The organism is Paenibacillus sp. ALE3 (assembly GCF_054113405.1).
In genome coordinates this window covers 4,682,372-4,705,038 of sequence record NZ_CM134214.1, presented here as the reverse complement: position 1 = coordinate 4,705,038, position 22,667 = coordinate 4,682,372, and the positions used below count along the sequence as shown (strand labels likewise).

Genomic DNA, 22,667 nt, shown 5'->3' with positions numbered 1-22,667 from the left:
AAAGAGAACATGACCTTTAAATTGAAGGATGCAAAGATTACTCATATTTCGCTGGTTGATAAAGGAGCCAACGGTGTTCCATTTGCAATCATTAAATCTGCCGGGAAAAATGCCATCCAGAAGCAAGTACAGATTGCGAAGGTTGACGATGCCAAGAAAGTTGTAATCGGTGTGGTATATCAGCCGGACGTGGCTGACGCTCATGGGGATCAGATGGATGCGGAGGAAATTGAGAAGGCCGCCCATCTCTTCATGGAGAAACAACATACCTACAACATCGACAAGCAGCATGACCTGGATACGGACAAAGGCTATGTAGTCGAATCCTATATTGCTCCTTGTGACATGGAGATCGGTGAACAAACTATTATTAAAGGCTCCTGGGTGGCCGGGGTAAAGGTAACGGATGACGACACTTGGGATGATATTCAGAAAGGCGAGATTACTGGCTTCTCTATGTGGGGTGTTGGTAAACGGGAAGAGATCGAGGAAGACGGGGAGGTATCCAAGGGGCTCTTGAGTAAAATCGTTAAAGCGCTCGGCGCAATGGGATTGATTGAGAAAGGCGCAGTCGCTGACAAATACAATAAGAACCGTAAGAACCGCGAATTTTGGGCTGCTCAGGATGCCTTGAATGCGGTTCTTTTTCGTTGGGATAGTTGGGATAGTTGGGAGAGCGGCATGGAGAGCGACCCTGAATTAATCCGTGAAGCCCTTCAGGACTTTGTGGACATCGCTCAGGAAGTGCTCGTTCAAGAGGATATTGTAAAGGCAATCGGAAGCCCACCTGAACAGATTGCTAAAGCAGGGAAAAAGATTTCGGACGGCAACATGAAACACATTGACGATGCCATTGCTGCATTGACCGAATTAAAAACAAAAACCGCCCCTGAAGAAGATGAGGGGAACAAGGAGGAAGACGATTTGAACGCTGAAGATATTGCAAAGGCTGTACAGGCTGCCGTGGCTCCAATCGCTAAACAGGTAGAAGCTCTGTCGACGCGGGTTACTGAATTAAAGAAACAAGAAGGGGCGGAGTCTGAACAGCCAGCAGGAACAGAAACACCTGCTGAACCGCAAGCAAACGCGCTGACTGACGCGATTACAAAGGCACTAGCACCGCTGACTGAGCAAGTCCAAGCGCTGGCTACTGACGTACAAGTTGTAAAGAACAGCCGTGGTGGTTCCGCTCAAGGTGGCTCTGGAGAAGACGAAATTCAAAAATCTGGCGGTGTAAGCTTCGGCGGCCTGCTTTAATACCAAGAAGGGAGACAAGCAAATATGAGAACAAACGGACAAATTATCAAATCCACCATAACGAGCACGTTGGATCAAACGGCCCTGAACTATGAACAGGTGGACAAGTTTACTGAAATGGCTTATGAATCTACGGAGTTTCTAAAGGGGATTCGAACGGTTAATAAGATAAGCTCTAAAGGTACAATTGACAAAATCGGTGTGACCGGCCGTAACCTACGCAGTAAGGTGGAAAATAAGGAGGCCACCAATACGGCTGCACCTACTTTTCCACAGGTCCCTTATGCTGTGGCACCAGTAGTCCTTCCTTTTGAAATCACGGAGGAGTTCATTCGTCAGACTCAACGGGTACGCGGGCAGAATGCCGAGGAAATCATTATGGCAGCCATGACCAAAAACTATGGTGATAACATGCAGGATATTGGGTTCAACGGGGATACTGCTACGCCGAATACAGACCCTGATTATGCTTTCCTAAGCATCAATGACGGATGGCTCAAGCTGGCGAAGACCAAGGGCAACTTCATTGACTGGACGACGCTTCCTGATGTAAAGAAAAAAGGCGTCTTCTTCGAGATCGAGCGTGCAATTCCTACTCGCTTGCGCACAGGTGGCGTGTTCAAATATTTCATGCACCCAAACACATTTAGTGAGCGTATTCAGGCGCTGGCTGAGAAAGACACCAGCGCATCTATTCAGTTACAAATTACTGGTGGTGTGAAGAAAATTAATAGTTATGATGTGGTTGAAGTCGCACATATGCCAGAGGGTGCTGTGTTGTTCACTTATCACGATAACTTTGCGTTGGTTAACACCTATGACATGCAGATTCGTAAAACTACCGAGGGCAGAGAAGCCATCTATGCAGACAAGCGATTCTACGCTATCCATTCGGATTTTGACTCTATCTTTGAAGAACCGGGGGCAGTTGCATATGTCGAAGGGGTGACGTTCTGATGGCCTATATCACATATCGAGGAGAAAACACCTCTTTGATGCTTTACGGCATCCGCTTTGTGCAAAAGGTGCCGGTGCTGGTTGATAGCGAATCTGTTGTTAAAAATTTTCGTGAACGCTCGGATTTTGATATCAAGGAAGAAAAGGTTATTCCGCTGGAAGACCTGACGCTTGTCCAGCTTAAAGATAAGGCTAAGGCTGCTGGGATTAAGGGATTTAGCAATATGAATACACAGGATCTGATCACTGCGCTACGCGGTGGAGGTAAACCTACCGACAATACGCCACTTGCAGGTGATCCGGCGAAACCTGAAGGGGCTGACGGTAAAAATGCTGACGCCAACAATACTCCAACAGCGTAGCCGCGTAACCCCGATCCAAGAGGCATCGGCAGAGCTGCTACAGCAATACATTGACGACGCACAAGTGCGCATTGAGCTGTACTTGCCCGTTCCCTTCCCGGCTGAACCTGATAAGCAGATTATGCTGGCTTGGACCAAGCTGGCGGAGGGACTGGCCCTACAGGACAGCGAGGAATATCTCGCATCGGTAGCGCGTAACTATGCGTCCGAGAGCGATGGAGCTTGGACGTACACCCGGCAGGCTGTGGAGGGCAAAACGACGGGTAATGTTGATGTGGACGCTATCCTGTTTCTGTGGGTGAAAAAGCAGACTGGACCGGATGATGGTAACATCACCGCATACGTGCTATGAACCACCGTTTTAAAACGCCACTGGCCGTGTATCGTGTTGGTCAAAAACGGGATAATGACGATCTGTTTGATGATCGTAAATCGGGCAAGGTGACTGACGTAAAATGCTTTGTCGTGGCAACTACGACGGAAGCCAAAGCGGATGCTAAACCAGTAATGTACATCGTCAAAAAGATCGTAGGAGTACCGAAGGCAGCCGACATTAAGCTCAGTGACGAAGTGGTGTTGCTAGGCCGTCGATACCTTGTTGTTGACTCCATTCCGCGCCGTTACTGGCGTGAGCTGCTTGTAACATGTGAGGTGAAAGGGAATGACCGTGCATGATTTTGATGGACTGTCCCGGCGTTTCCGTCGGATAGCCGATGAAGGGATGGAACGTATTTTACGTAACATCGCGGAGGCAGCCGGGGAAACGTTGCTCAATCTGATTATCGATGAAATCGACCGACAGGATCTGATCGACACTGGGGCCATGTGGCAGTCCTTTTCCCGTGGCGATGATAACAACGTGTGGGAATGGGATGTAGACCGCAACGCGATCACGTTGGAGCTTGGTTCCAACTTGCCTTATGCACAATTGGTCAATGATGGTTACACCGTTGAGAAGAAACATTTTGTGCCGGGTTACTGGAATGGTGGCGGCTCATTTGTCTACGATCCGTCTGCCAAAACTGGGTTCATGGCAAAGCCACGTAGCTTCATAGGTCGTCACTACTTTGATATTGCGGTGGAGCATTTGGAAGGCGGCATGAACCAACTCATCATGCGGCGGTTAGAGGTTGAGCTGGAAAGGATGTTGCGCTGATAATGGATGTTGGTTTAAAAGCCTGGGCCGAAATTGTGCGACGAGTGTATCCTGAGCTCTCTATCTTGCGAGATCGGTCTAAATGGTTGGCTGGTGATTTTAAACTGCCTGCCGTGTTTATCGAGACGGATCTTGTTTCGGACAAGGTTCACACGCCGCGAGCTGATCGGATCATTGAAGATGTGGGGCTGGTGTTCCACTATGACAAGGAACGAGCGGACGAGCAAGACGAGGGGGAGCCTATACCGCTTGATCTTGACCCGTTGTTCCTCTACTTGCGGCAGCAACGGTTTAACGTAGCATCCAAGCGTTTTGGGGTTGTGCTGGTCATTGAGCCGCCACGAACCCGAAAAAAGGCCGATCAAGTAGAGGTTACCTTTAGGTACTCGTATTTGCTCAGTGTACCGAAGTTACTGGTCAATGACGATGGCAACCCAATTCAGAAGATTAACAATTTTTATATCAGTCACAACGGGGAGGAATTTGACGCATGACTGAGGATTTAAACAAACGGAATAAGCAGGAATGGATTGAGAGCGCAGCGGTCTTGAAGGCAGAGCCTTACGAGATTGCGGGCGCTCTTTTTGATTGCGCTACTGACGCCTTACTTTCGCGGGCAGAAGTGGAGCAAAGACTGGTTGTGTATTTGCATCCGGTCAAGGAAGCCCCTGCTTCTGCGCCTGTTAAGCCAGAAGTACCACAAGTGAAAAAAGCAAAGGAGGAAACGCTAAATGACAATTCAGAGGGTTAGACCCAGCGCTTATATTGCGCTGTTGGTAAAAGCGCGGTCCCGTGTTGTTCCCACAACTGGCCGCGTACTCATTCCCTATCAGGCCGAATGGGGCGCACCGAACCAAGCCGTAGATATGGCTAATGATTCTGAACGACTGAAGGAGTCCAGCAAGCTTGTTGATGTATTGGAGCTTGCTGCCGAAAGCGGGGCGACTGTTATCGGTTACCGGGTTACAAACGGTGAAGAAAAGGCTGCATCGGTAGCTGTTGCTGACAGTTACACCGTAGAAGCGCGTTATCCAGGCACACGAGGCAACGACTTTGAATATATGGTGCGTCCCGCACTTATAGATGAAACCAAAAAGGAAATTGTTATACGCGACACCAAAGGCGTGTATGACACAGAAACGTATCTGGTTGCAGACAAGGCCGCTGCTGTGGAAGCTCTTAAAAAATCGGCTATGGTTCGTTTTAAAGAAACTGGAGCTACTGCCCTTGCAGACGTGGCTTACACCAAACTGGATGGCGGCACAACCGGTATGGCCACACTTGCGGCAGCCGACTGGAATCGTATCTTCAACCGGGTGTACGGCCTGACGTTTGATACTATTTACCTTTCCGCTACTGATCCGGCTGTACAAGCTGCCGCCAAACAATGGCTGCTGGATCGCCGTGATAAGGGCCATAAGCTGGCGACGTTGGTTATTGCTGGCCCTGCATCTACGGACGGCGATATCGAGGCCCACAATGCTCGTAGTCGTGCTATGAATGCCCGTTATGTAATTAACTGCTCTCTTGCTGGCGATCACACCAACGGCAAGACCTACACATCCGTCGAATGGGCAGCATGGGTGGCTGGATTGGTTGCGGGTACACCTGCCAATAAGTCATTTACAGGTGTCAAAGTTCCGATGACGCAGGCAAAAGTGGACTGGAGTCATAGTGAAGTGTTGAAAGGACTTGCAGAAGGTACGCTGATGGCTACGCGTGACGGATACGACTACGTTATCGAGCAGGCCATCAACACACTGACCACACTCGGACCAAATGAGCGTGAGGACTTCGGTAAAATTCGTGTCTCGGCCACCACTGACCAGGTGATGAATGATATCTACGAAGCGGGCAAGAAGTGGAAGGCCAAGCTGGATAACGATAAGGAAGGGCGCAGCATGTTTATTGCTGCTGTGTTGGAATATCTCAAAATCCGTGCTCAGCAGAAGGCCATTGCAGACAAATTCAGTTTTGCAGAAAACCCTGATAAGACAAGTGAAAATGATTATGCATATTTCAAGCTTGGGGCCAAGCCATTGGATGCTATCGAAATTTTCTATACTGACTGGGAGGTGGAATAATAGATGGAACGCGAACTTATCGGGCGGAATCTCTCGCTCCAAGACGATAATGGTGAGGATGTCCAGACAGTCAAGGAAGTGGAAGTGCTTCTGAAACCAGAAAACTTGGACATTGTTCGAGCACGGCGCATGGCCAAAACGAAGCAACTTACAGGATACGAAATCTCAGTTAAAATTGTCATGTCAAAACTGGAATCGCGATTGCGGTACCGACTGCTGGACGACTTTAAAGCAGGTCGTACAATGTTCCTTCCTCGTATTACAGGTTCCTTGGAAGACCGTATCACGGGCAACACGGAACGTGTCTTAATCACGGGGATTCACATTCACGAGGAGATAGATATTCTCGTCGCGAAAATCGATGACAACAATGGGATTGACATTACCTTGTCCGGTACAGCTACGGATTTTGATTTCGTGGACAAGTTCCCGGATTACATGGCATAAAAGTCGTTTTTCATCGGACAAAGAAGAATCAGACAACTTAGTAGAAGCATATGGATAGCATAAACAATGTTGAGGTGAACAATGAAACCAATGCTCTACAATCAAGAATTTAGGATATATGTGATAACTTTCTCCGACATAAGAAGGTTTTTTATAATGGAAATAGTCATGGGGTCGATAACTTATTCTATCGCTATGCAATTATTCCATAATGTTATTTTAGCGTGCGCAGGAGGTTGGGCTGGAACAGAAGTATTAAAAAAATTGGAGATTTCTAAAAACATTAGGAAGTAAATAAACAAATGAATGATTCATGGGTTTCTATGACCGCCTTTAATATAAAGGGCGGTCTTTTGGCATTAACTAGCTTTAGATTTATATAGGAGGAACTAAACATGAGTAACCAAAATCAAGATAAACTGCAAAAATACCTTGCTGCCGGCACTGAAGCAGCAAAGCCAGAACAAATTGAAGTGGAGGTAGATGGAGAAAAGTGGTCTGTCCGCCGCCTGACGACAATGGATATTCGCCGTTGCTATGATGTGGCATTTAATGATGATGGTTCACCAAAGGAAACATTCAACGATATCGACGTTATGATTGTGCGGGCGACGGAGCATGACTTCGATTGGAACAACAAAGAGCTTCTAAAAGTTTATAGTTGCATAAACAAGAATGAGTTACCACCACGAATGCTCAGCAATCCAGACCATTATGCAATCCTCAGCAAGGCGGTACGTAACTTCCAAGAAACTAAGGAAGAATTGATGAAAGAAGCAAAAAACTCATCCGGCGAGATGGCGAGGCAAGCTGGATAGCCCATTTTTGGGTTAACCAAAAAAAGCTGCCTTCTGAGGTCTTGCCGTATGAAGTGGATGAAGAGCGCCAATATTATTTTTGCCTGGCAGCATCAATGATCGCTGAGGAAGAAATGGCGCGTATGAATCGGAAATAACCATGTCGAAACAGGAAGGGGGTGGGAACTATAGCAACTACATCAGTTACGGTACCGTTTGAGGCAAGGGATATGATCACCGGCGCAGTCCGGAATATGCGTCGTATGCTTCAGGGCGCCCATGACGACTTGGTGAATTTTCGCCGGGCATCCGGTAGCATGTTCGATGATTTTGTATCAGGTAGCCGCCGGGCGAGGGAATCTGCGGACGATCTAGGCAGACGGATTAATGGCGCGTCCGACGAAGTACGCCGCATGAATCAGATCCATCTGGACGATATCTTTCGGCGGGCGCGTGCTGGAGCCGACGATCTTCGGCGTTCAGCGGATCGTGCGGACGCGGATATCCGTAGTATTCGTGATGCTAATGTGAAATTACGTGCTGAGGATTCCATAAGTCCAGTCGTTGACCAGGTATCTGACAAGATTTCAGCCTTGGCAGCTTTGGCGGGCGGGATTGTGCTCGGTAGCGGTGTGAGTGACTCTATGTTTGGAGGCGTGTCCGACTACAGCCGTGAGGCGGCGCGAAGTGCGGCATACATGCCGGAAAACATTCGTCAGCAGAGCCTTAGTACGGTAGATGATTTAGTTAAAAAGGCCATTATCCCAGATCGTATTGAAGGAACACGACAACTTGCCGATGCGGCTCCTTTAGTTCAGGACAAATCCAAGATGAGTGACTTCGTAAGTGCGTCTGCTAAAATCCAGTACATTCGCCCGGATGCCGGAGCTGAGGAAGTACAGCGGGCGCTGTCTCAAACGTCGAACAGTTTTAAAGAATCCTACAGTCAAGTCGCTGATAGCATGATGTATGCCTATAAGGAGGTAGGTGACAAGCAGCAGGATCTGTTCGATACGTTTTGGGAGTACAGTCCATACTTTGCAAGCAGCGGCACCGATTCAGCGCAAATGGCAAACTTTTTAACGAAAACTGTCCAGAATGGCGCATTTAACTTCGACAAGCCTGCCGACTTTTTCAAAGAGACGTTTGGTGTCAAAGCTCTGAATACAGGGGATATGGCGAATTACTTTATCAGTCGTGGGGCAGGGAAGGATGAGGCCCAACGCCAGGCGTCGGCTTTTACAGACGACATTAATTCAGGTGACAAACAGCGTGCGCAAGGAGCCATTGCAGCATTAGTCGGGGATTTGGCCACTCAAACCAGAAGTCAGCTAAAACAGTCTCTTGTCACTCTAGGTTCTGGCGCTGGTGAAGACAATGCTGATTCCATCCTGAAGACGTTCGGCACAGCGTTTCAAAAAGCACCTAACATGAAGGGCACCACTGATAATTTGCTTCGTAAGCAGCAAACTGCTGACCCAATGACGGAAATGAAGCAAACTCGTGCTGAAATGAGCTTGCAAATGCAAGAGATTGGAACCAATATTGCTCAAGCAGCCCTTCCAGCTATGAAGGAATTTAACGCCTTGCTGGTACAGAATAAGGACAATATTCAGGCACTTGGTACAGGGATAACCAATGCGATAACCGGAGCGACCAGCTTCTATAAAGATCATTTTAGAGCCATAAACACTGCTCTGATGGGACTGGCTGCTGTACTGGTGGCTAAGAAATTATGGTCTTTCGCTCAGGGTGTTAAGAAATTCAATGATGAATTAACCACCGCAGCTAAATGGGTAGGAGAGAAGGGAAAAGCGGGGGCAAATGCCACAGGAAGAGGAGTCAAAGCCGGTTGGAATTGGATTCGACGGAAACCTCCTGAACCTCCAGCTCCACCACCTGAAGAAACCCCAGCCCAACGAGCTGCCCGAATACGGGAGCGGATGGGCGGACGCGGTATTAGACGCCAATTGAGTGGAAACCGTAACCCTGTCGATGATCGTATTGGTGGTTTACGCTCTATCGCTTCCATGACTGTTAACGCTACGAAAGTCTATATAAATGGCTCTGTGTCTGGTGGCGGAGACGGCGGGGCAGGTGATGGTGGTGCCGATGGGGGCGACCGAGACAGAGATCGCCGCCGTAGACGAAACCGTCGTGGAGTGCGTAGGGGAGCGGGAGGCGGTGGCGGTAGACGACGTATACGTATTAATGGTCCCCGTCCCACTCCACTAAATCCACCTAACCCGAACCCAAGCCCAAGGGGATCGCGTGACAATCCTTATCGTATTCGTCGTCCAGCTCCACCAAATCCACCCCCACCACCGAGTCCGCCATCTGGCGGTGGCCGTCTGCGAGGTTTCCTGAAAGGAGCAAGCAAAGCGGCTAAAGTTGGCGGTATCGTTGGTACGGTTGCAAGCGTAGCAGCCGGTGCATATGACCTCTATCAAGCATCAAAGGATAAAGGCCTGCGCGAGGCTGTATCTACTCAGGGCGGTGCTATGGTTGGCGGTGTAGCTGGCGGTGCTATTGGCGGTGCTTTTGGGTCTGTTCTTGGTCCGCTTGGCACAATGGCCGGCGCATACATCGGAAACGTCGTCGGTGAAAAGATTGGGAAATTTGCGGATGAGAGTGGCGCTACTCGTTGGGTAGTAGATAAGGCAGTCGGAGTCTTTGATTCAGTAAAAGACACTTGGGGTGGTGTTAAAGACTGGTTCACAGGCAAGAAGGAAGAGAAGCCTGGCCCCCCTCCTGAAGCCAAAATTACGATCAACAATCTGACTGAGCAGAAGCAGAAGCGTCTTCAACAGATTGGCGACGATGTGCGCAAAAGCATAGTCGATAAAGGTCTTAAAGAGGGGCTGAAAACCGTTGCCGAGCAACCAGAAGTTAAGCAACGCCTTAATGCGCTTAAAAATGCGTGGGGCGTTGTCTGGAAGATGGGAGACAGTAGCAAGGCCCAGAAGAGCATTAAAGATGTGGGAACGGCTACAAAGAGCAGTTCGGATGAAGTAGCCAAGGGTGCAGCCAAGAGCAAACAAGCTTATCAAGAGGTCGGCAATGCGGCCAAGGCGGCTGCTGAAAAAGCAAAGCAATATCTGCTCTCTCTAAAAAGCGTGTCGGGTCAAGGTAATAGCTGGGGTAGCGATCTTATTTCCCATTTCGTTGCTGGGATGCGTAGCCAGTTCCCGACACTTTCCTCTGTAGTCAGTAGCGTTGCCGTAGTCTTACAGAAAATGAAGGATGCGAAAGACGGTAATTCTGGCGGAGGCGGTACTACACCGAAACCCAAGCCACGTCCGTATGCTCAAGGTGGTTTTGTTAATCGTCCGCACGTTGGCCTGGTTGGGGAAGCTGGTCCGGAAATGATAATTCCATTGTCGGCCAACCGTCGCAGTCGTGGCCGGGAGCTATGGGAACGGGCTGGGATTATTATGGGTGTACGTCCATATGCAAACGGCGGTCAAGTCGGACGGCCAAGCCTGATCGGTGCGTCCAGTATGATGCCGATGGCACAGATGCTTAATCCATCCGTTTCGGCTGCCCCGAAGTCAATAAGCATTGAGAATATCAATATTGATTTCGGAGAAATGGCAAAGGGCATTAGTAATTTTGCCGAGTTCGCACAGATGCTCACCAGTCCTCAAGGTCGTGCGTTGATCCGTAAAGTGTTTGGTGAAGAAATGATGAAAGTATTGGAGAGTGGAGGGTAAGCCATGTTGGCACTATCGCAAGGAAAGATCCGTCTTACCTTTCCGATCACCCCGGTAGAAATTCAAATCACGTCTGGTAATGAGGTTGAAACCTTTACCGTCATAACTGGACAGGAGCGCACAGGAAAACCCGTCTCGAAAGTGAAACGGGTTTCTTTTTCTGCTATCCTTCCGCGCTATTGGGAAGAGATTTGGGAGACGGATAGCAAACAGACGGTCACCTATAAAACACCAGAAGTAACGTGGAAACTGCTGGAGCAATGGAAAGGTAAGCCTGTTGTACTTAACTTTGAGAACCTATTTAGTCAAACGATGCTCCTGGAGGGGATGGATCAGACGTACAAGGATGGACAGGGGAATCTTCATGGTAACTATTCATTTGTGGAGTATAAGCCTGTTAAAATCGTCTCTTATTCTAACTCTAAACAGGTTCTCAAGCCTGGAACCGTGATCACTAAACCGTCCAAAAGCCGCCCTAATACTACCGGCAAAAAGGACAAAAAGAACGATAAGAAAAAAGATGATAAAAAAAAGAAGGCAAAGGATAAAAGTAAGAAGGCTAAGGAGGACCCAAACGCTAGGGGTGCTTTTGACTATACAGGTTCCAAAAAGCGGATATCGGACAAGGTTTCCAAAGCGAAAGGGAAGTGATGTATTATGGACGGATTTGCGGTTGTATATGGCAAGGAGAACGCCCGCCAGATGCTGACGGATGGCATCGAGGAAGTGTCCTGGTCTTCTGGCCGTGATGAGATTGCCCGCAGCGCTACGGTACGACTTCGCAATGCGAGCAATATAAAAGTAGCTGGTATGCTGATGTGCTTTTCGCAAAAGGTCGGTGGTGCTTTGTACCATCACAAGAACCAATTTTTTCACGGACCCATCATCAAGTATGAACAAGACGAATTTACAAACGCTTGGGAAATTGAGGCGAGGGAAATTGGATGGTACTTGTCCAAAAACAAAGGGACTCGGCCGTACTTAAAGGGTGAAGCGGGAGCGGAGCTGCAAAGATACGTCAAGAGCACAGGCATTGACTTTCGCTGCCCAGCTTTGGGCTTCAGCTTGGACGAGCGTTATGGGACTATGGCCCATTCGGAAATCATCCTCGACGTATTGCAAAAGGCATATGAGCGTAGCGGCTACCGTTATTATATAGACCTTGTTAGGACGGAAAAGAGCTTTTATCTGCAAGTGATGCGCGAAGGGACCAATACAAAGGTCCCTATTTTTGTACCCGAACAGATGACCTCCAGCACGGCAGGATACAGCATCGAGGAAACCTATACAGTCGTAACCGCGCAAAAATGGAAGGATGATAAGATCGCTTCTGCTGTTACTAAAACGGCAGCGGGTGCAGTGAAGGCAATGGGCCGAATGGAAGAGATCATCGAGGTTGGTGAGGATGAAAAGCCGGAGACGATTGCTACACAGCGGCTCAAAGTTTTGTCCGCTGCCAAACAGATTAAGAAGATCACTGTCCGACATGAAGACCATACGTTGTCTGGTTTGCGTTCTGGCTGGCTGGTGTTGACTAAAACGGATCATACCTCAAAGTGGATTGTCGTCACGGCTGATAGCAGCTACAAGAATGGAACATATACCGTAACGTTGGAATTGGAAAGGAGGGAATAGCCGTGCTGAATGAAGCGCTCAAGCTTCTAAAAGATCAAACCAAAGACAGTATCGACTCACGGGACACCGAAAGGGCTACGCTTCTAAGTTGGCCAAGTAGTCCGTCAATAGAGGTGGATGGTGACCTTACTCCCTATCCAACGGATAAACTGGTGTTTGCTGAGTATTTGTTGGATCGGGAAGTTAAAGCGGATTTCATAGCTGCTGAATATCTGGAGGGCGATGAAGCCAAAGGCAGCGTTACAGGCGTACTGGCTAACGGTGTGGTTTACGAAACAGGGGAGCCATACAAGCAGACCCCACGCAGCTCGTTACGTGGCAAGCTGGTTATTCCAAGCCCTTTGCAGGTTGGTGACCGGCTGATTGTCTCCAGACTGAGCGGACAGCGGTACTATGTTCATGGAAAGGATGTAAGGGCTGGTGGCTGATGATGAAACGTTATTCCCCGATCTTGATCTTTCCACACTTGACGAGGTGGAGTTGACAGAGACGGTAGCGTCTGAAACCAAATGGACTTATGTGATCGACTATCGCACGCGGCAGATGGTCACCACAGATGATGGACGTCCCAAAAAAACAGCTACTTATAGTGAATACCTTGTGCAGACGGCGATGAAAATCCTGAACACCGAGCGGTTTCAATACGTTGTGTACAACGAGGAAATAGGTGTAGAACGGTCTGAATGGGCCAACTGGGAGGAAGTCGAGATCAAACGAGACATCGAGGAAGCATTGACCGCGCATGCTGAAATATCTCAAGCAGAAGTGCTGTCTATGGAACGGGACGGCCAGAACATGTACTTGAAAATTAAATTAACTGGCTTAGCCGGAGAAGCGGAGCTGAAGGAGGCGATTGAACTGTGAATGTGAAATTAACGGATCTGCCGGCACTGCCACCGATGGCAATTTTGGAGGAAACCCCCGAGGAAGTCTACCGCCGATGGGTTAACCGTGCGATTACATTGGCACAGGAAAAAGGCTTACCCCCGCCTCCTACTGATCCGGGAGAATATTTCTATGATCTGTGGTACCCCATAGCTATGGAATATTCCGAACAGCAGGAACTGTTAACGTATGCTTTCCTTCAGGGCTTTCCCATTTGGGCAGATGGCGAATTTCTGGATGGTCACGGGTGGTCGGACGGAATGCCCCGTAAAGTGGGCGAGGACGATGATACGTACAGATTGCGAATGCTCGAGCGTGCGTTTACTGAGGAAGGCAGCGGACGTCGTAAGGACTATGAGACATGGGCGAAGGAACTGGAGGGTGTCGGTGGTGCTGTTGCCGTGGAGAAGGCTCGTAGCGATGTGTCTATTGATTTGTACCTGACTGACCTTCAGGGCAAACCAGTCACAGAAGAATTCGCTGCTAAAGTTAAGGCAGCTATGTGGGAAAGCAAGCGGATTGCTGGTCATGATCTGGCCGTGCATCCTGCCCCAGTGTTCACATTGAAAGTAGAGGCACAGCTAAACACAGCCCTTTCACTTACTGAGCTGGTGGAACCCATTAGGAAGCGAATTGCCGACTATGCCCTTGGTCGTACAAAGCTTGTCTTTAATTACGTCGGTGCAGCTTTGTTGGTCAAAGGCGTGGAGGATTATGAAAATCTTACGCTTAATGGAGCGACCAAAGACGTTGAGGTTCCAGTAACGTCCGTATTAAAAATTGAGGTGAGCCTGACATGATACCTCTGCGTTATCGGGAAATGTTGCCGCCGCACATGTATGAGATCGACATGGCCGAGCGGCATTTTGGTGTTATGGAACTGGTGGTGGATGAGCGTGAAAAGTCAATTGACGATCTGGGCAATCAGTTTATCTTACAACGGGCTACTTGGTCGCTACCGATATGGGAATGGATATATTTCCGACAGGAGCAAATTTGGACATTGGAGCAGCGGCGTGACGCGATACGTCGTAAACGTTGGGCAAAGCGGCCATTTACGCTGCCCACACTGCGGCTAATTGGTAATAAATACGGCAAACTGTTGGATATACAGGAGGACTTTCTCACCAAGCAAATTCGTTTTGTTTACTCAGTCGATTCGGCTTTAGATATTAAAAGCCTGATGGAAGACTTTGAGTACATCCGGCCTGTCCACATCAACAAGGCTTTGCCCTCATTTAACATTGCATTTCATCATACGTTCCAGATCCATTCCCGTATCCGATTACGTTCCAGAGTGCGTTTTTTCGGCGGGCAGCCTTGGTATTGGGATGGCGTACACCTACTGGATGGTAGTGTGAACTTCTCTGGTTGGGTGGGAGAGCGGGAAAGGTACCGACAAAGGATAGTGATTCGGACATCGCACCGCGTCCAAAATAAGCAGGATGGCATCGTTAGAGCGCGGCACAATTTTTGGCAGTGGGATGGCAGCGTCTTGATGGATGGTAGCCGCTTGTTGGATGCATCTGAAAAAATCATTGAGGTATAGGAGGTAGCTATGGCAAATCAAGTGTTTACCGTTACGACGACGTATGCACGAGAGCAGATGGCCCGGGCGAGAGTGGAGGGAACGGCACTGACGAAGGTGGTTAAGATGGCCTTCGGCAGCGGGGGGGTGGATCAATCAGGAAAGCCGCTGCCTTTGGACGGAACAGAACAGGCGCTGAAAAAGGAACTGGTTCAGAAGGATATTACCAGCTTTGAATTCATTGCTCCTGCGACAATCCGTTATATCTGCTCACTTATGGAAACTGAATTGGCGGGGGAGACGATTAATGAGCTTGCATTGGTAGATTCAGCGGGCAAGCTGACTGCCGTTCGGACGATGAGCAACAAGGTCAAGGACGAAGACATGGAATTCATTTTTGAAATTGATGACATTTATTGAAAGAGGTGAAACAGATGACCTTGCAACAACCTGAACGTATTTTACCCAAAGACCCTGGACATGCGGATTTACTAAATGCTCGCTTCGATACTCTGTATGAAAATGACCAGGAACTGGCCGCACAGATTGAAAACATTAAAAACGATCCAGCCGGAAACGATATTGCATCCAAGGTAGCACTGGACAATCATATTTCTGATGCCAACTTACATGTAACTGCCGCCAAGCAAGCAGCATGGAATGCAGCAGAAGGCAATGCCAAGAAGTATACAGAGCAGTACGCAGCTCCTAAGGTACACACGCACTCTGCATCGGATTTACCTTCAGCGTCAACACAGACGAGAGGGATTGTGCAGATTAATACATCGGTAAGCAGCACTTCTACAGATCAGGCAGCCGCGCCGATCGCGGTCAAGACGGCATATGATCGAGCCAATGAAGCATACAGCCGGGCAGACCAAGCTTTTACGCAAGCCGTTGATCTTAAAAATAAAATCGTAGGCGCGATCAACGGCAAGGGAGGAAGCGCCAATACTGATATGACTGCCGATCAAATAGTCGCCTCATTAAACAATATGCCAGTTAAAAAATATGCTAACGGCAATTTAAATCTGTCGATTAGCGGTGAGCCTGATGGGGGGCAAACTGCAGCTCTACCAGCCGTCATGACAAGGACATTCCAGCTACCCACAGGATTTAATATAGGTAGGTTGTTCATTCGGGTATCAGCATACGTCTACGCTATAATTTCGATGAGCAGTGGATGGAATCAGTTTTCGTTGCCGTCAGGTCTTATAACGGTAGCACCGGATGCACAAGGAGACATCAGCAATACAAACGGGAGTATAACGGTCAGTTTGTCGGGTACCACTATAACTGTATTTATCAAGTCTGGAATCTATAGCGGAGCACCTCGCAGATATGAAGCGGGAATATCTTTATGGTGGGCAATCGAGTAAGGGGGGAGAAAAGGATGACTAAATTTGGAAGACGTATTTTTTATCGGAAGACTACAGGGGAAGTTCTCTTGATTCGTGGAGAAGCGCAGGGGGATGTAATCGAATCCACGATCGATGATGATTTCGGTTTTTACCCTGAAATAAAAGCTTTGGACAGGGATCAAGTAGGTGTTTTGCAATTGGAATATGGTCAACACACAGAGGACTTTGCTTTGGCCACCTTTTACCGAGTTGATCCTTCGGCACAGACTATGCTTTTTACTTTTCCAACAGATAAACCTGACTGTCCAGTCCCTGCGCCTCAGAAACCTTTGTACGATCAGGTGGCTGAGCTCCAGCAATCCGATTTGGATAACAAGGAAGCTATAGCTGGGTTGGTCAAAATAGTTATGGAAAATGTTAAGTAGGGCCTGTGAGTGGATTCTGCTTTTTGTTTTATGGCAAATCATGAGGGGAGGTGACATCATGGACGAGCGTATCAAAAAAGCATTTGCAACTACATTTGTACATCTTATTCTTTCTGGTCGGCGCACAGTTGCAGACGTGCCAACATCATTGCAAGACTTGGTCAAAGCAGACTTGGGTATTGCTGAGCCTGCACAAGCGGCTTCAGTAGCCGAACAAACAACAGAACAAGAAGCGTAAAAGGCGTATCCAATCGGATGCGTTATTTTTTTGCCCCCGGTGAGTGGTCGGGGGCTTTATTTTTAAGGGGGAAAAGGTAGTGAGCCAAATAAAAATGTTTGGCAGCACCGTATGGACCGCAATCGTCGGGACATCAGAAAAGGAGGCGGCGGCAGGGGGAGTGACGGCGCTGACTGGTCTGATTGTTACATTTTTGGGTGGGTGGGACAAGCCGCTTCAGGTGCTGCTTACGATGATGATATTGGATTATATTTTTGGAGTTGCCGCAGCTATTAAAAACAAGAAAATGGACAGCGATGTGATGTTTTGGGGAGGAATCCGTAAGGCTACTGTTTTAATGGTGGTGGGTTTATCTGCACAAATTGATGATTGGTTACAACCAGATGCGCCTATTTTTAGGATCGCAGCGATTTATTTTTACGCCGGTCGTGAAGGGCTGTCACTGGCCGAGAATCTTGGGGCATTGGGAATCCCATTGCCGTTCAAGCTTAAAAGTTTCTTGCGGCAGTTGAAAGACAAGGGAGATGAAACAGATGCAACAACGAAATAGACGTAACGCCCAAGGGATCGACGTATCCCATCACCAGGGAAACATTGACTTTAAAAAGGTTGCAGCAGACGGCATATCATTTGTTTTTATAAAGGCAACGCAGGGGGGGGCATTCCGATCAAAAACATTTTTGCAGTTTGTGAAAGATGCGAAGGCGGCTGGCCTGCTTATCGGGGCGTATCACTACATTGACGACTCTGCCACTACGCCAGAGCTGGCCCGACGAGAGGCGGGAAACTTTGCAAAGGCAATAGAGGACGCTGGAGGCGTGTCCACGTTCGACCTGCCTCCCGTGATGGACTACGAGTCCAATAAGTCCAACCTAAGCAAAACGGCGATTACAGCCGTAGCCAGGGCCTTTTTGGAGGAAGTGGAGCGACTCACTGGAGTACGCCCAATTGTTTATACGTATCCATCTTTTATCGGGAATTTTTCGGGGCTGTCCGGTTACCCATTATGGATTGCAAGGTACAGTGCCACACAAGTACCACCGGATGCGTCCGGTTGGAAACGTTGGGACTTCTGGCAGTATTCCGATGGTTCCGCAGGCGGAACGCTACCAAACGGAAAAATGCGAGTTAATGGCATTGGCGGACCAGTAGATCTTAACGAGTACAACGGCACAGCGGACGAGTTACGCAATTGGATCAAGGCAATGAAAAAGGAGGAAGATACAGTGTCAAAACAACAAAGAGACATTAACAAAGTTAGCCCATGGGCAGCCGATGCGTGGAAGGAAATGACCCAAAACGGGTATTTTGATGGAACCCGGCCAGGTGCATCAATTACCCGAGAAGAAGTTGCTGTCGCTCTTAATCGTCTACGTAAAAACATCTTCAAGGGGGATAAGTAATTATTATGATAGAACAATACGTCACAACCATTGCACTGTCCGCTATCGGCTTGGTTACAATCGGAGTGCTGACCCTTGGCACGGCGGTATACAGAAAGCTAAAGCCATTGTACGAGGCTCGTTTTACAGCAGAGCAACGCAAGCGAATTGAGCAACTTGCTCACGATGCCTATGCTTATGCCGAAACCAAATTTGCAGGCCAAGGAGCTGCTAAATTCCACGGGGCAACTAAGCACCTCGCAGACAAGCTGGGAGCGCTGGGAATAAAGGTAGGTTCAGATGAAATTGAATCGGCTGTGCAATTAGCCTGGGAGAAATTTAACCCTGGTAAAACCAAGCGCGTTGATTCTGAATTACAGCCACCTGAAGATGTGGCTAAAGCGGCTGTTTCGGCTTTTGCAGCTAAAGTTAGCGAATTGGTAAACCAAGCTGTGGGAGATAATAAAGTACCTACAGCTTCTACGAAGGAGCAAACTGCCGTTCCAGCTACCCAACCACCTATTGCTGCCGAATAATCACAAACGTTTGGAAATACGAAGCACCCTGCTGGCTTAAAGCCGGTGGGGTGCTTTTTTGTTTACAGGAGTACCCTTATGACAAACGTAGCTTTTCCACTTGATTCGCAAAAAAGATATTGACAACTGTTAATTACTGGACAAAAATAGTAAATGATTATAAAATACTGGGATTTCTGTATGAAGGGTGGCTATGATATGAAGCATACACCTACGATTCGAGCAGAATTAGATAGATACTTACAACAAAAGGGTTTGAGCATAGCGCAATTTGGACAACTTGCAGGCATGAATAGGGGAATAGTAAGTGCTATTGTGACAGGGAATAAGTCAATGTCTGTTAACCAGCTTGACCTAATCACTGAGGCTATGGGTTTACCAGAAGGGGATTTTTACGATCTGTTTATAGAAAACTACATCATCGACCATCCCCCGAATATGAGGCGAATCGAGCCATTTTTGTTTCGCTGTGCGGAGTTGGACAAGTTGGATGCGATCCGTCGAGTGGTGGGAGCCATCATGGACAATCTACTATATTCACCCAAGCTATTTGAAATTTCAGAAGAATTGTTGGCGCAGGGACGACATGAGGCTGCGCTACTGCTCTATGAGGGTGTGGCTGAAGCGGAGAAATATCAACATTCTGAGCGTTTGGCAGTCTGTCAATATCGTATATTCACGATTCAAGTTGGAGACGATCAAAGTCGGAATCTCAAGGCAGCAACGCTATTTGAACCCTTCGTGGAACGTCTGGATGAAATAGAACAGCTTGACGCGCTGAAGGATTTGGCTAACGTGTACAGGTCTTTGCGTAAATGGGACAAGGTAGAGGAAGTAGCAAAAATAATGAGGACTAAAGCGGAAATTCAATATAATTTGAAACATGAACACAAGAGTCGAGAATGTAATGAATCTACTAAGAAGCTGACTCGTCCTTTGTTTGTATACATTTCCTATGCTGACCTGCTGTGTGCAAGTGTCTATGAAGCCCAAGGCGATTATCAACAAGCTCTACAATATACATACGCCTATGCTAATTTAGATTGGGTTAAAGAAACAGATGAAGATACCCAACACTGGATTGGCTTGTTTAAGTACTGGGCAAAAGCTAATGTTATTGTCAATAAGCTTTTATCCGGAGATATAAAGGTGCTACAAGATTATGTTGAATATATTGATACGGCGGAGGATACAACTCAAGAAGACAGGGTCATCCAACTGCTGAATATTATGATAGCGGCTAACCGATATGATATCGATGTTAGTAATATAATTAAACGCTTTGAAGCGGACATGGTATCATTATCGCAACAATCATCAAGTGATATGTATACTCAACAAGTGGTACCAGATTATTTTGCGTGGTGTGGTTACGAGTTAGCTCATTATTATTTACATCGAAGCTTTTACGATGATGGTTTTAAACATTTGATGTATTCAATGGTAAGTTATCATACACTAAATAATGAGACTTACTTCATAAATTGTATGGGGCTGTTTTTACATTTTCGGGAGTATGCAGTTCCTGAAACCAAAGCAGCATTTTTAAATCTTATCGAAAAGGTGTGGTTAAACAATGTTGAAAAAAGTGGTTATGCTCATCGTTGCGAGTAGCTTTTTGTTTTTGCTAACTGTACCTGGTTACTTACATCATAGCAATAGCATCGAACCCAGTGTGCAGCATGGAGGTGCTTAAACGCAAGTAAAGCAAATCCCCGCTAACCTTAACTGGTGGGCGGGGATTTTTGTTGAACAATCTAGGAAACAGTGTGTTGAACAATCTAGGAAACAGTGTGTTGAACAAGTCTAAGGAACAGTGTGTTGAACAGTACCCCTTATAAAATCACTCCTTGTTTATTTATGGTGTACAAATTTATGATTCCCAGGAGTGAAGAATTAATGTGTAATTAAAAGCAATGCTGCATTACAAATAATGTATACAAAATACGAGAAGAAGCTCTCCATGGAGGCGTTGTCTAGGCAATTGCCCCGGCGAGACATGCTGATTTGGCGCCAACCTTTGGCGGCATGTCTTGGTAAGCATGAGACGTGTACTGGAAGCCTTGGTCGCTGTGAACGACCAGTCCGGTCACGTCTTTTTGCTTGGTAAAGGCTTTGGCGAACGTCTGTAGAACCAATTCGTTGTCGTTACGTTCGCTGAGTTGGTAGGCTACAATTTCATTGTTGGATAAGTATTTAATCGCAGATAGATACCCAGCAATCCCCTACACGATATTACGCGATATCTGTGACCCATTTTTGATAGGTTTGCGCGCGTTAAAATCCTGTTTTAGCAGGTTTTTCGCCACACGAACTTCCGTAGAAGAAGTATAGTTGCAATGAGACTTCCGGCGATTTTGTGAGCGGATTCCCAAGACCTGCATGAGCGGGAGTAACTCTTTATGGTTCATCTAGACGCCATGATCATGCTGCAAAAATAGTTGAATCTCAATGGTACATATTGTGTGCTTCATCTTCTGCACATTACCTATCCTTGTCTATTCTATGGGGTGCACTTAATGATATGAAGGTCTTTTACTTTTAATTTAGAACAGAAACAGCAACATTATCGGCTGCCGTCTCCTTGTGTTTATTGAGCATCGTTTCCCGCAAGCCCAATAGTAGATGGTTATTTACCTGCTTAACCAAAAGAAAAAATAGGTAACTTCTCGAAGTTTGGTCTTTAGTGCACTGATATGCTTGACATCTGGTATAGACATGCACATTTCAATTCTAGCAACCACTTCAACCGATTCGGAAATTCAATATGCTTGTGACTAAAACTGTAGCTAACTATACGCCCGTCTCTTCTTCTTCCGAATTAGCATGGTCAAGAAAAGGAGGACAGGCAGAGCAATCTGAAAGATAGGCCAGACTTGAACCAAGGCTACATGAAGACCGAACCACAAAAATTCGGTTAACCTAGGGGAGAGAAACGTAAGAGCGTATATGATGATGCTTAGCAACAGTAACGCAGGCTTATATCTAAAGGGGGTTATCTTTTGAAGCCCTATGACGGCACCAAACATAAAGCCCGCTGTTTTGACTCCGATTCCAATAAAAAGAATCATCGTAAACAGGACATCAGCTCTCTCAACGATCTTCGGAAGCTGAATTAGTTGAGTAACCTCAAACAAGGGATAGGTGCTTGATGCTGCCCATTTCGGACCTAGAACCAGGACTGTGAATTCATTCATTACAATAAGGAACACAGCAGTGACCCAATAAACAATGATGATCGATCGCTTTAATTTACGCTTATCTGTGACGATCTTGAACAGGACAAGAAAAAGAATCGTCTGCCCGAAGGGAAAAGACATGATCTCGGGAATGGCAGCCTTCACTACGGGAGTTAAACCGTTCTCCAATACAGGAAACAAAAATTCAAAGTGAATGAGTCCCGTAAGAGGAGTAAGCACTAGTATGATGCCATAACCAAACGCCAACAGAAGCAGAAATATATGACATAGAAGGAACCAGACTCTCGGTCCAAACCACACCACATCGGCACAGACAATTAACGCTATAAACGTAATGACTTCAGTAGGGGTTCTGTTCAGCAATGTCAATGCGCCAAGCTCACCAATGTCCCTGACACTCCTGGAAGCTTCGTAAGTAAAGTAACCGATGAACAGAAACCCACCCAGACTGCCAACCCATTTCCCCCAATAATGGGATAGGAGCTCGTACAAATCCCGATGTGGGTCAATTTTATGCATGGATAAGTACATCATTAGCAGTGCGAAGCCCGCAAGTGCACCTATCAACATGGCTAGCCATGCATCCTGCTTGGCTGTAGCTCCCAATAGGAATAATGTTGTACTGCCAACCTGAAACAAGGAAAAAGCGATAGCTAACCCGGATACTCTGGTGACGGTTTTACTCATACTTTTATGCCCCTTTA

The 22,667-nt window shown here is 47.3% G+C and carries 28 protein-coding genes; 26 read left to right on the top strand and 2 right to left on the bottom strand.

The window, feature by feature from the left end; translation table 11 throughout:
* The first annotated feature begins 9 nt into the window (after nt 1-9).
* The 26 genes from ACXHJ2_RS20975 (at nt 10) to ACXHJ2_RS20850 (ending at nt 20,377) form a co-directional block, all read left to right on the top strand.
* Nucleotides 10-1,257 carry an XkdF-like putative serine protease domain-containing protein gene (locus tag ACXHJ2_RS20975; protein ID WP_165083417.1) on the top strand — a complete coding sequence of 416 codons (1,248 nt, stop codon included), beginning with the start codon at nt 10-12 and terminating at the stop codon, nt 1,255-1,257.
* A gap of 24 nt (nt 1,258-1,281) precedes the next feature.
* Nucleotides 1,282-2,214, top strand: coding sequence for a phage major capsid protein, P2 family (locus ACXHJ2_RS20970; protein ID WP_058830643.1), 933 nt, complete (start codon nt 1,282-1,284; stop codon nt 2,212-2,214).
* Complete coding sequence (locus ACXHJ2_RS20965) at nt 2,214-2,576, top strand: Rho termination factor N-terminal domain-containing protein (protein WP_165083419.1); 363 nt, start codon at nt 2,214-2,216, stop codon at nt 2,574-2,576. The genes ACXHJ2_RS20970 and ACXHJ2_RS20965 overlap by 1 nt, the downstream gene beginning before the upstream one ends.
* Entirely contained in the window at nt 2,545-2,928 is a 384-nt protein-coding gene (locus ACXHJ2_RS20960; protein WP_165083420.1) for a head-tail connector protein, read from the top strand. Before ACXHJ2_RS20965 ends, ACXHJ2_RS20960 begins: the two co-directional genes overlap by 32 nt.
* Nucleotides 2,925-3,251 (top strand): hypothetical protein, encoded by a 327-nt coding sequence (locus ACXHJ2_RS20955; RefSeq protein WP_165083422.1) that lies wholly within the window; start codon nt 2,925-2,927, stop codon nt 3,249-3,251. The genes ACXHJ2_RS20960 and ACXHJ2_RS20955 overlap by 4 nt, the downstream gene beginning before the upstream one ends.
* On the top strand, nt 3,238-3,732 hold the full coding sequence (locus ACXHJ2_RS20950) for an HK97 gp10 family phage protein (protein WP_165083424.1): 495 nt from the start codon (nt 3,238-3,240) through the stop codon (nt 3,730-3,732). Before ACXHJ2_RS20955 ends, ACXHJ2_RS20950 begins: the two co-directional genes overlap by 14 nt.
* A gap of 2 nt (nt 3,733-3,734) precedes the next feature.
* On the top strand, nt 3,735-4,226 hold the full coding sequence (locus ACXHJ2_RS20945) for a hypothetical protein (protein ID WP_238791117.1): 492 nt from the start codon (nt 3,735-3,737) through the stop codon (nt 4,224-4,226).
* Nucleotides 4,223-4,483 (top strand): hypothetical protein, encoded by a 261-nt coding sequence (locus ACXHJ2_RS20940; RefSeq protein ID WP_165083426.1) that lies wholly within the window; start codon nt 4,223-4,225, stop codon nt 4,481-4,483. The genes ACXHJ2_RS20945 and ACXHJ2_RS20940 overlap by 4 nt, the downstream gene beginning before the upstream one ends.
* The gene (locus ACXHJ2_RS20935) at nt 4,464-5,816 is read left to right on the top strand and encodes a phage tail sheath subtilisin-like domain-containing protein (protein WP_165083428.1); all 1,353 of its coding nucleotides are present in this window, start codon (nt 4,464-4,466) and stop codon (nt 5,814-5,816) included. The genes ACXHJ2_RS20940 and ACXHJ2_RS20935 overlap by 20 nt, the downstream gene beginning before the upstream one ends.
* A 3-nt stretch (nt 5,817-5,819) precedes the next feature.
* The gene (locus tag ACXHJ2_RS20930; protein ID WP_029517829.1) at nt 5,820-6,263 is read left to right on the top strand and encodes a phage tail tube protein; all 444 of its coding nucleotides are present in this window, start codon (nt 5,820-5,822) and stop codon (nt 6,261-6,263) included.
* Between the two features lie 395 nt (nt 6,264-6,658).
* A complete protein-coding gene (locus ACXHJ2_RS20925) occupies nt 6,659-7,081 on the top strand; it encodes a hypothetical protein (RefSeq protein ID WP_165083430.1) in 423 nt (140 codons plus the stop codon).
* Between the two features lie 158 nt (nt 7,082-7,239).
* Nucleotides 7,240-10,773, top strand: coding sequence for a tail tape measure protein (locus tag ACXHJ2_RS20920; RefSeq protein ID WP_238791118.1), 3,534 nt, complete (start codon nt 7,240-7,242; stop codon nt 10,771-10,773).
* 3 nt (nt 10,774-10,776) lie between these two features.
* Entirely contained in the window at nt 10,777-11,424 is a 648-nt protein-coding gene (locus ACXHJ2_RS20915; protein WP_165083432.1) for a hypothetical protein, read from the top strand.
* Between the two features lie 6 nt (nt 11,425-11,430).
* Complete coding sequence (locus tag ACXHJ2_RS20910) at nt 11,431-12,408, top strand: hypothetical protein (RefSeq protein ID WP_165083433.1); 978 nt, start codon at nt 11,431-11,433, stop codon at nt 12,406-12,408.
* A 2-nt stretch (nt 12,409-12,410) separates the two neighbouring features.
* Nucleotides 12,411-12,836 carry a hypothetical protein gene (locus ACXHJ2_RS20905; RefSeq protein ID WP_014599831.1) on the top strand — a complete coding sequence of 142 codons (426 nt, stop codon included), beginning with the start codon at nt 12,411-12,413 and terminating at the stop codon, nt 12,834-12,836.
* Nucleotides 12,829-13,272, top strand: coding sequence for a DUF2634 domain-containing protein (locus ACXHJ2_RS20900; RefSeq protein ID WP_165083435.1), 444 nt, complete (start codon nt 12,829-12,831; stop codon nt 13,270-13,272). The genes ACXHJ2_RS20905 and ACXHJ2_RS20900 overlap by 8 nt, the downstream gene beginning before the upstream one ends.
* The gene (locus ACXHJ2_RS20895) at nt 13,269-14,093 is read left to right on the top strand and encodes a baseplate J/gp47 family protein (protein ID WP_165083437.1); all 825 of its coding nucleotides are present in this window, start codon (nt 13,269-13,271) and stop codon (nt 14,091-14,093) included. The genes ACXHJ2_RS20900 and ACXHJ2_RS20895 overlap by 4 nt, the downstream gene beginning before the upstream one ends.
* A complete protein-coding gene (locus ACXHJ2_RS20890) occupies nt 14,090-14,842 on the top strand; it encodes a putative phage tail protein (protein ID WP_165083439.1) in 753 nt (250 codons plus the stop codon). The genes ACXHJ2_RS20895 and ACXHJ2_RS20890 overlap by 4 nt, the downstream gene beginning before the upstream one ends.
* Nucleotides 14,843-14,851: 9 nt before the next feature.
* Nucleotides 14,852-15,241 carry a phage tail-collar fiber domain-containing protein gene (locus ACXHJ2_RS20885; protein WP_165083441.1) on the top strand — a complete coding sequence of 130 codons (390 nt, stop codon included), beginning with the start codon at nt 14,852-14,854 and terminating at the stop codon, nt 15,239-15,241.
* Nucleotides 15,242-15,255: 14 nt separating this feature from the next.
* Nucleotides 15,256-16,200 carry a phage tail protein gene (locus tag ACXHJ2_RS20880; RefSeq protein ID WP_238791119.1) on the top strand — a complete coding sequence of 315 codons (945 nt, stop codon included), beginning with the start codon at nt 15,256-15,258 and terminating at the stop codon, nt 16,198-16,200.
* Between the two features lie 14 nt (nt 16,201-16,214).
* On the top strand, nt 16,215-16,607 hold the full coding sequence (locus tag ACXHJ2_RS20875) for a hypothetical protein (protein WP_165083442.1): 393 nt from the start codon (nt 16,215-16,217) through the stop codon (nt 16,605-16,607).
* Nucleotides 16,608-16,665: 58 nt separating this feature from the next.
* The gene (locus tag ACXHJ2_RS20870; RefSeq protein WP_165083444.1) at nt 16,666-16,845 is read left to right on the top strand and encodes a CD1375 family protein; all 180 of its coding nucleotides are present in this window, start codon (nt 16,666-16,668) and stop codon (nt 16,843-16,845) included.
* A 79-nt stretch (nt 16,846-16,924) separates the two neighbouring features.
* A complete protein-coding gene (locus tag ACXHJ2_RS20865) occupies nt 16,925-17,395 on the top strand; it encodes a phage holin family protein (protein ID WP_165083446.1) in 471 nt (156 codons plus the stop codon).
* Nucleotides 17,379-18,248: a glycoside hydrolase family 25 protein gene (locus tag ACXHJ2_RS20860; protein WP_165083448.1), complete on the top strand. Its 870-nt coding sequence runs from the start codon at nt 17,379-17,381 to the stop codon at nt 18,246-18,248. The genes ACXHJ2_RS20865 and ACXHJ2_RS20860 overlap by 17 nt, the downstream gene beginning before the upstream one ends.
* Before the next feature lie 5 nt (nt 18,249-18,253).
* The gene (locus tag ACXHJ2_RS20855; RefSeq protein ID WP_165083450.1) at nt 18,254-18,763 is read left to right on the top strand and encodes a phage holin, LLH family; all 510 of its coding nucleotides are present in this window, start codon (nt 18,254-18,256) and stop codon (nt 18,761-18,763) included.
* Nucleotides 18,764-18,961: 198 nt separating this feature from the next.
* Nucleotides 18,962-20,377 (top strand): helix-turn-helix domain-containing protein, encoded by a 1,416-nt coding sequence (locus ACXHJ2_RS20850; protein ID WP_165083452.1) that lies wholly within the window; start codon nt 18,962-18,964, stop codon nt 20,375-20,377.
* Between the two features lie 362 nt (nt 20,378-20,739).
* Here ACXHJ2_RS20850 and ACXHJ2_RS20845 read toward each other — a convergent pair whose 3' ends face one another.
* On the bottom strand, nt 20,740-20,901 hold the full coding sequence (locus tag ACXHJ2_RS20845) for a hypothetical protein (protein ID WP_446724845.1): 162 nt from the start codon (nt 20,899-20,901) through the stop codon (nt 20,740-20,742).
* A gap of 651 nt (nt 20,902-21,552) precedes the next feature.
* Nucleotides 21,553-22,650, bottom strand: a complete 1,098-nt coding sequence (locus ACXHJ2_RS20840; protein ID WP_165083454.1) for a GerAB/ArcD/ProY family transporter — start codon at nt 22,648-22,650, stop codon at nt 21,553-21,555.
* Nucleotides 22,651-22,667: the final 17 nt, after the last annotated feature.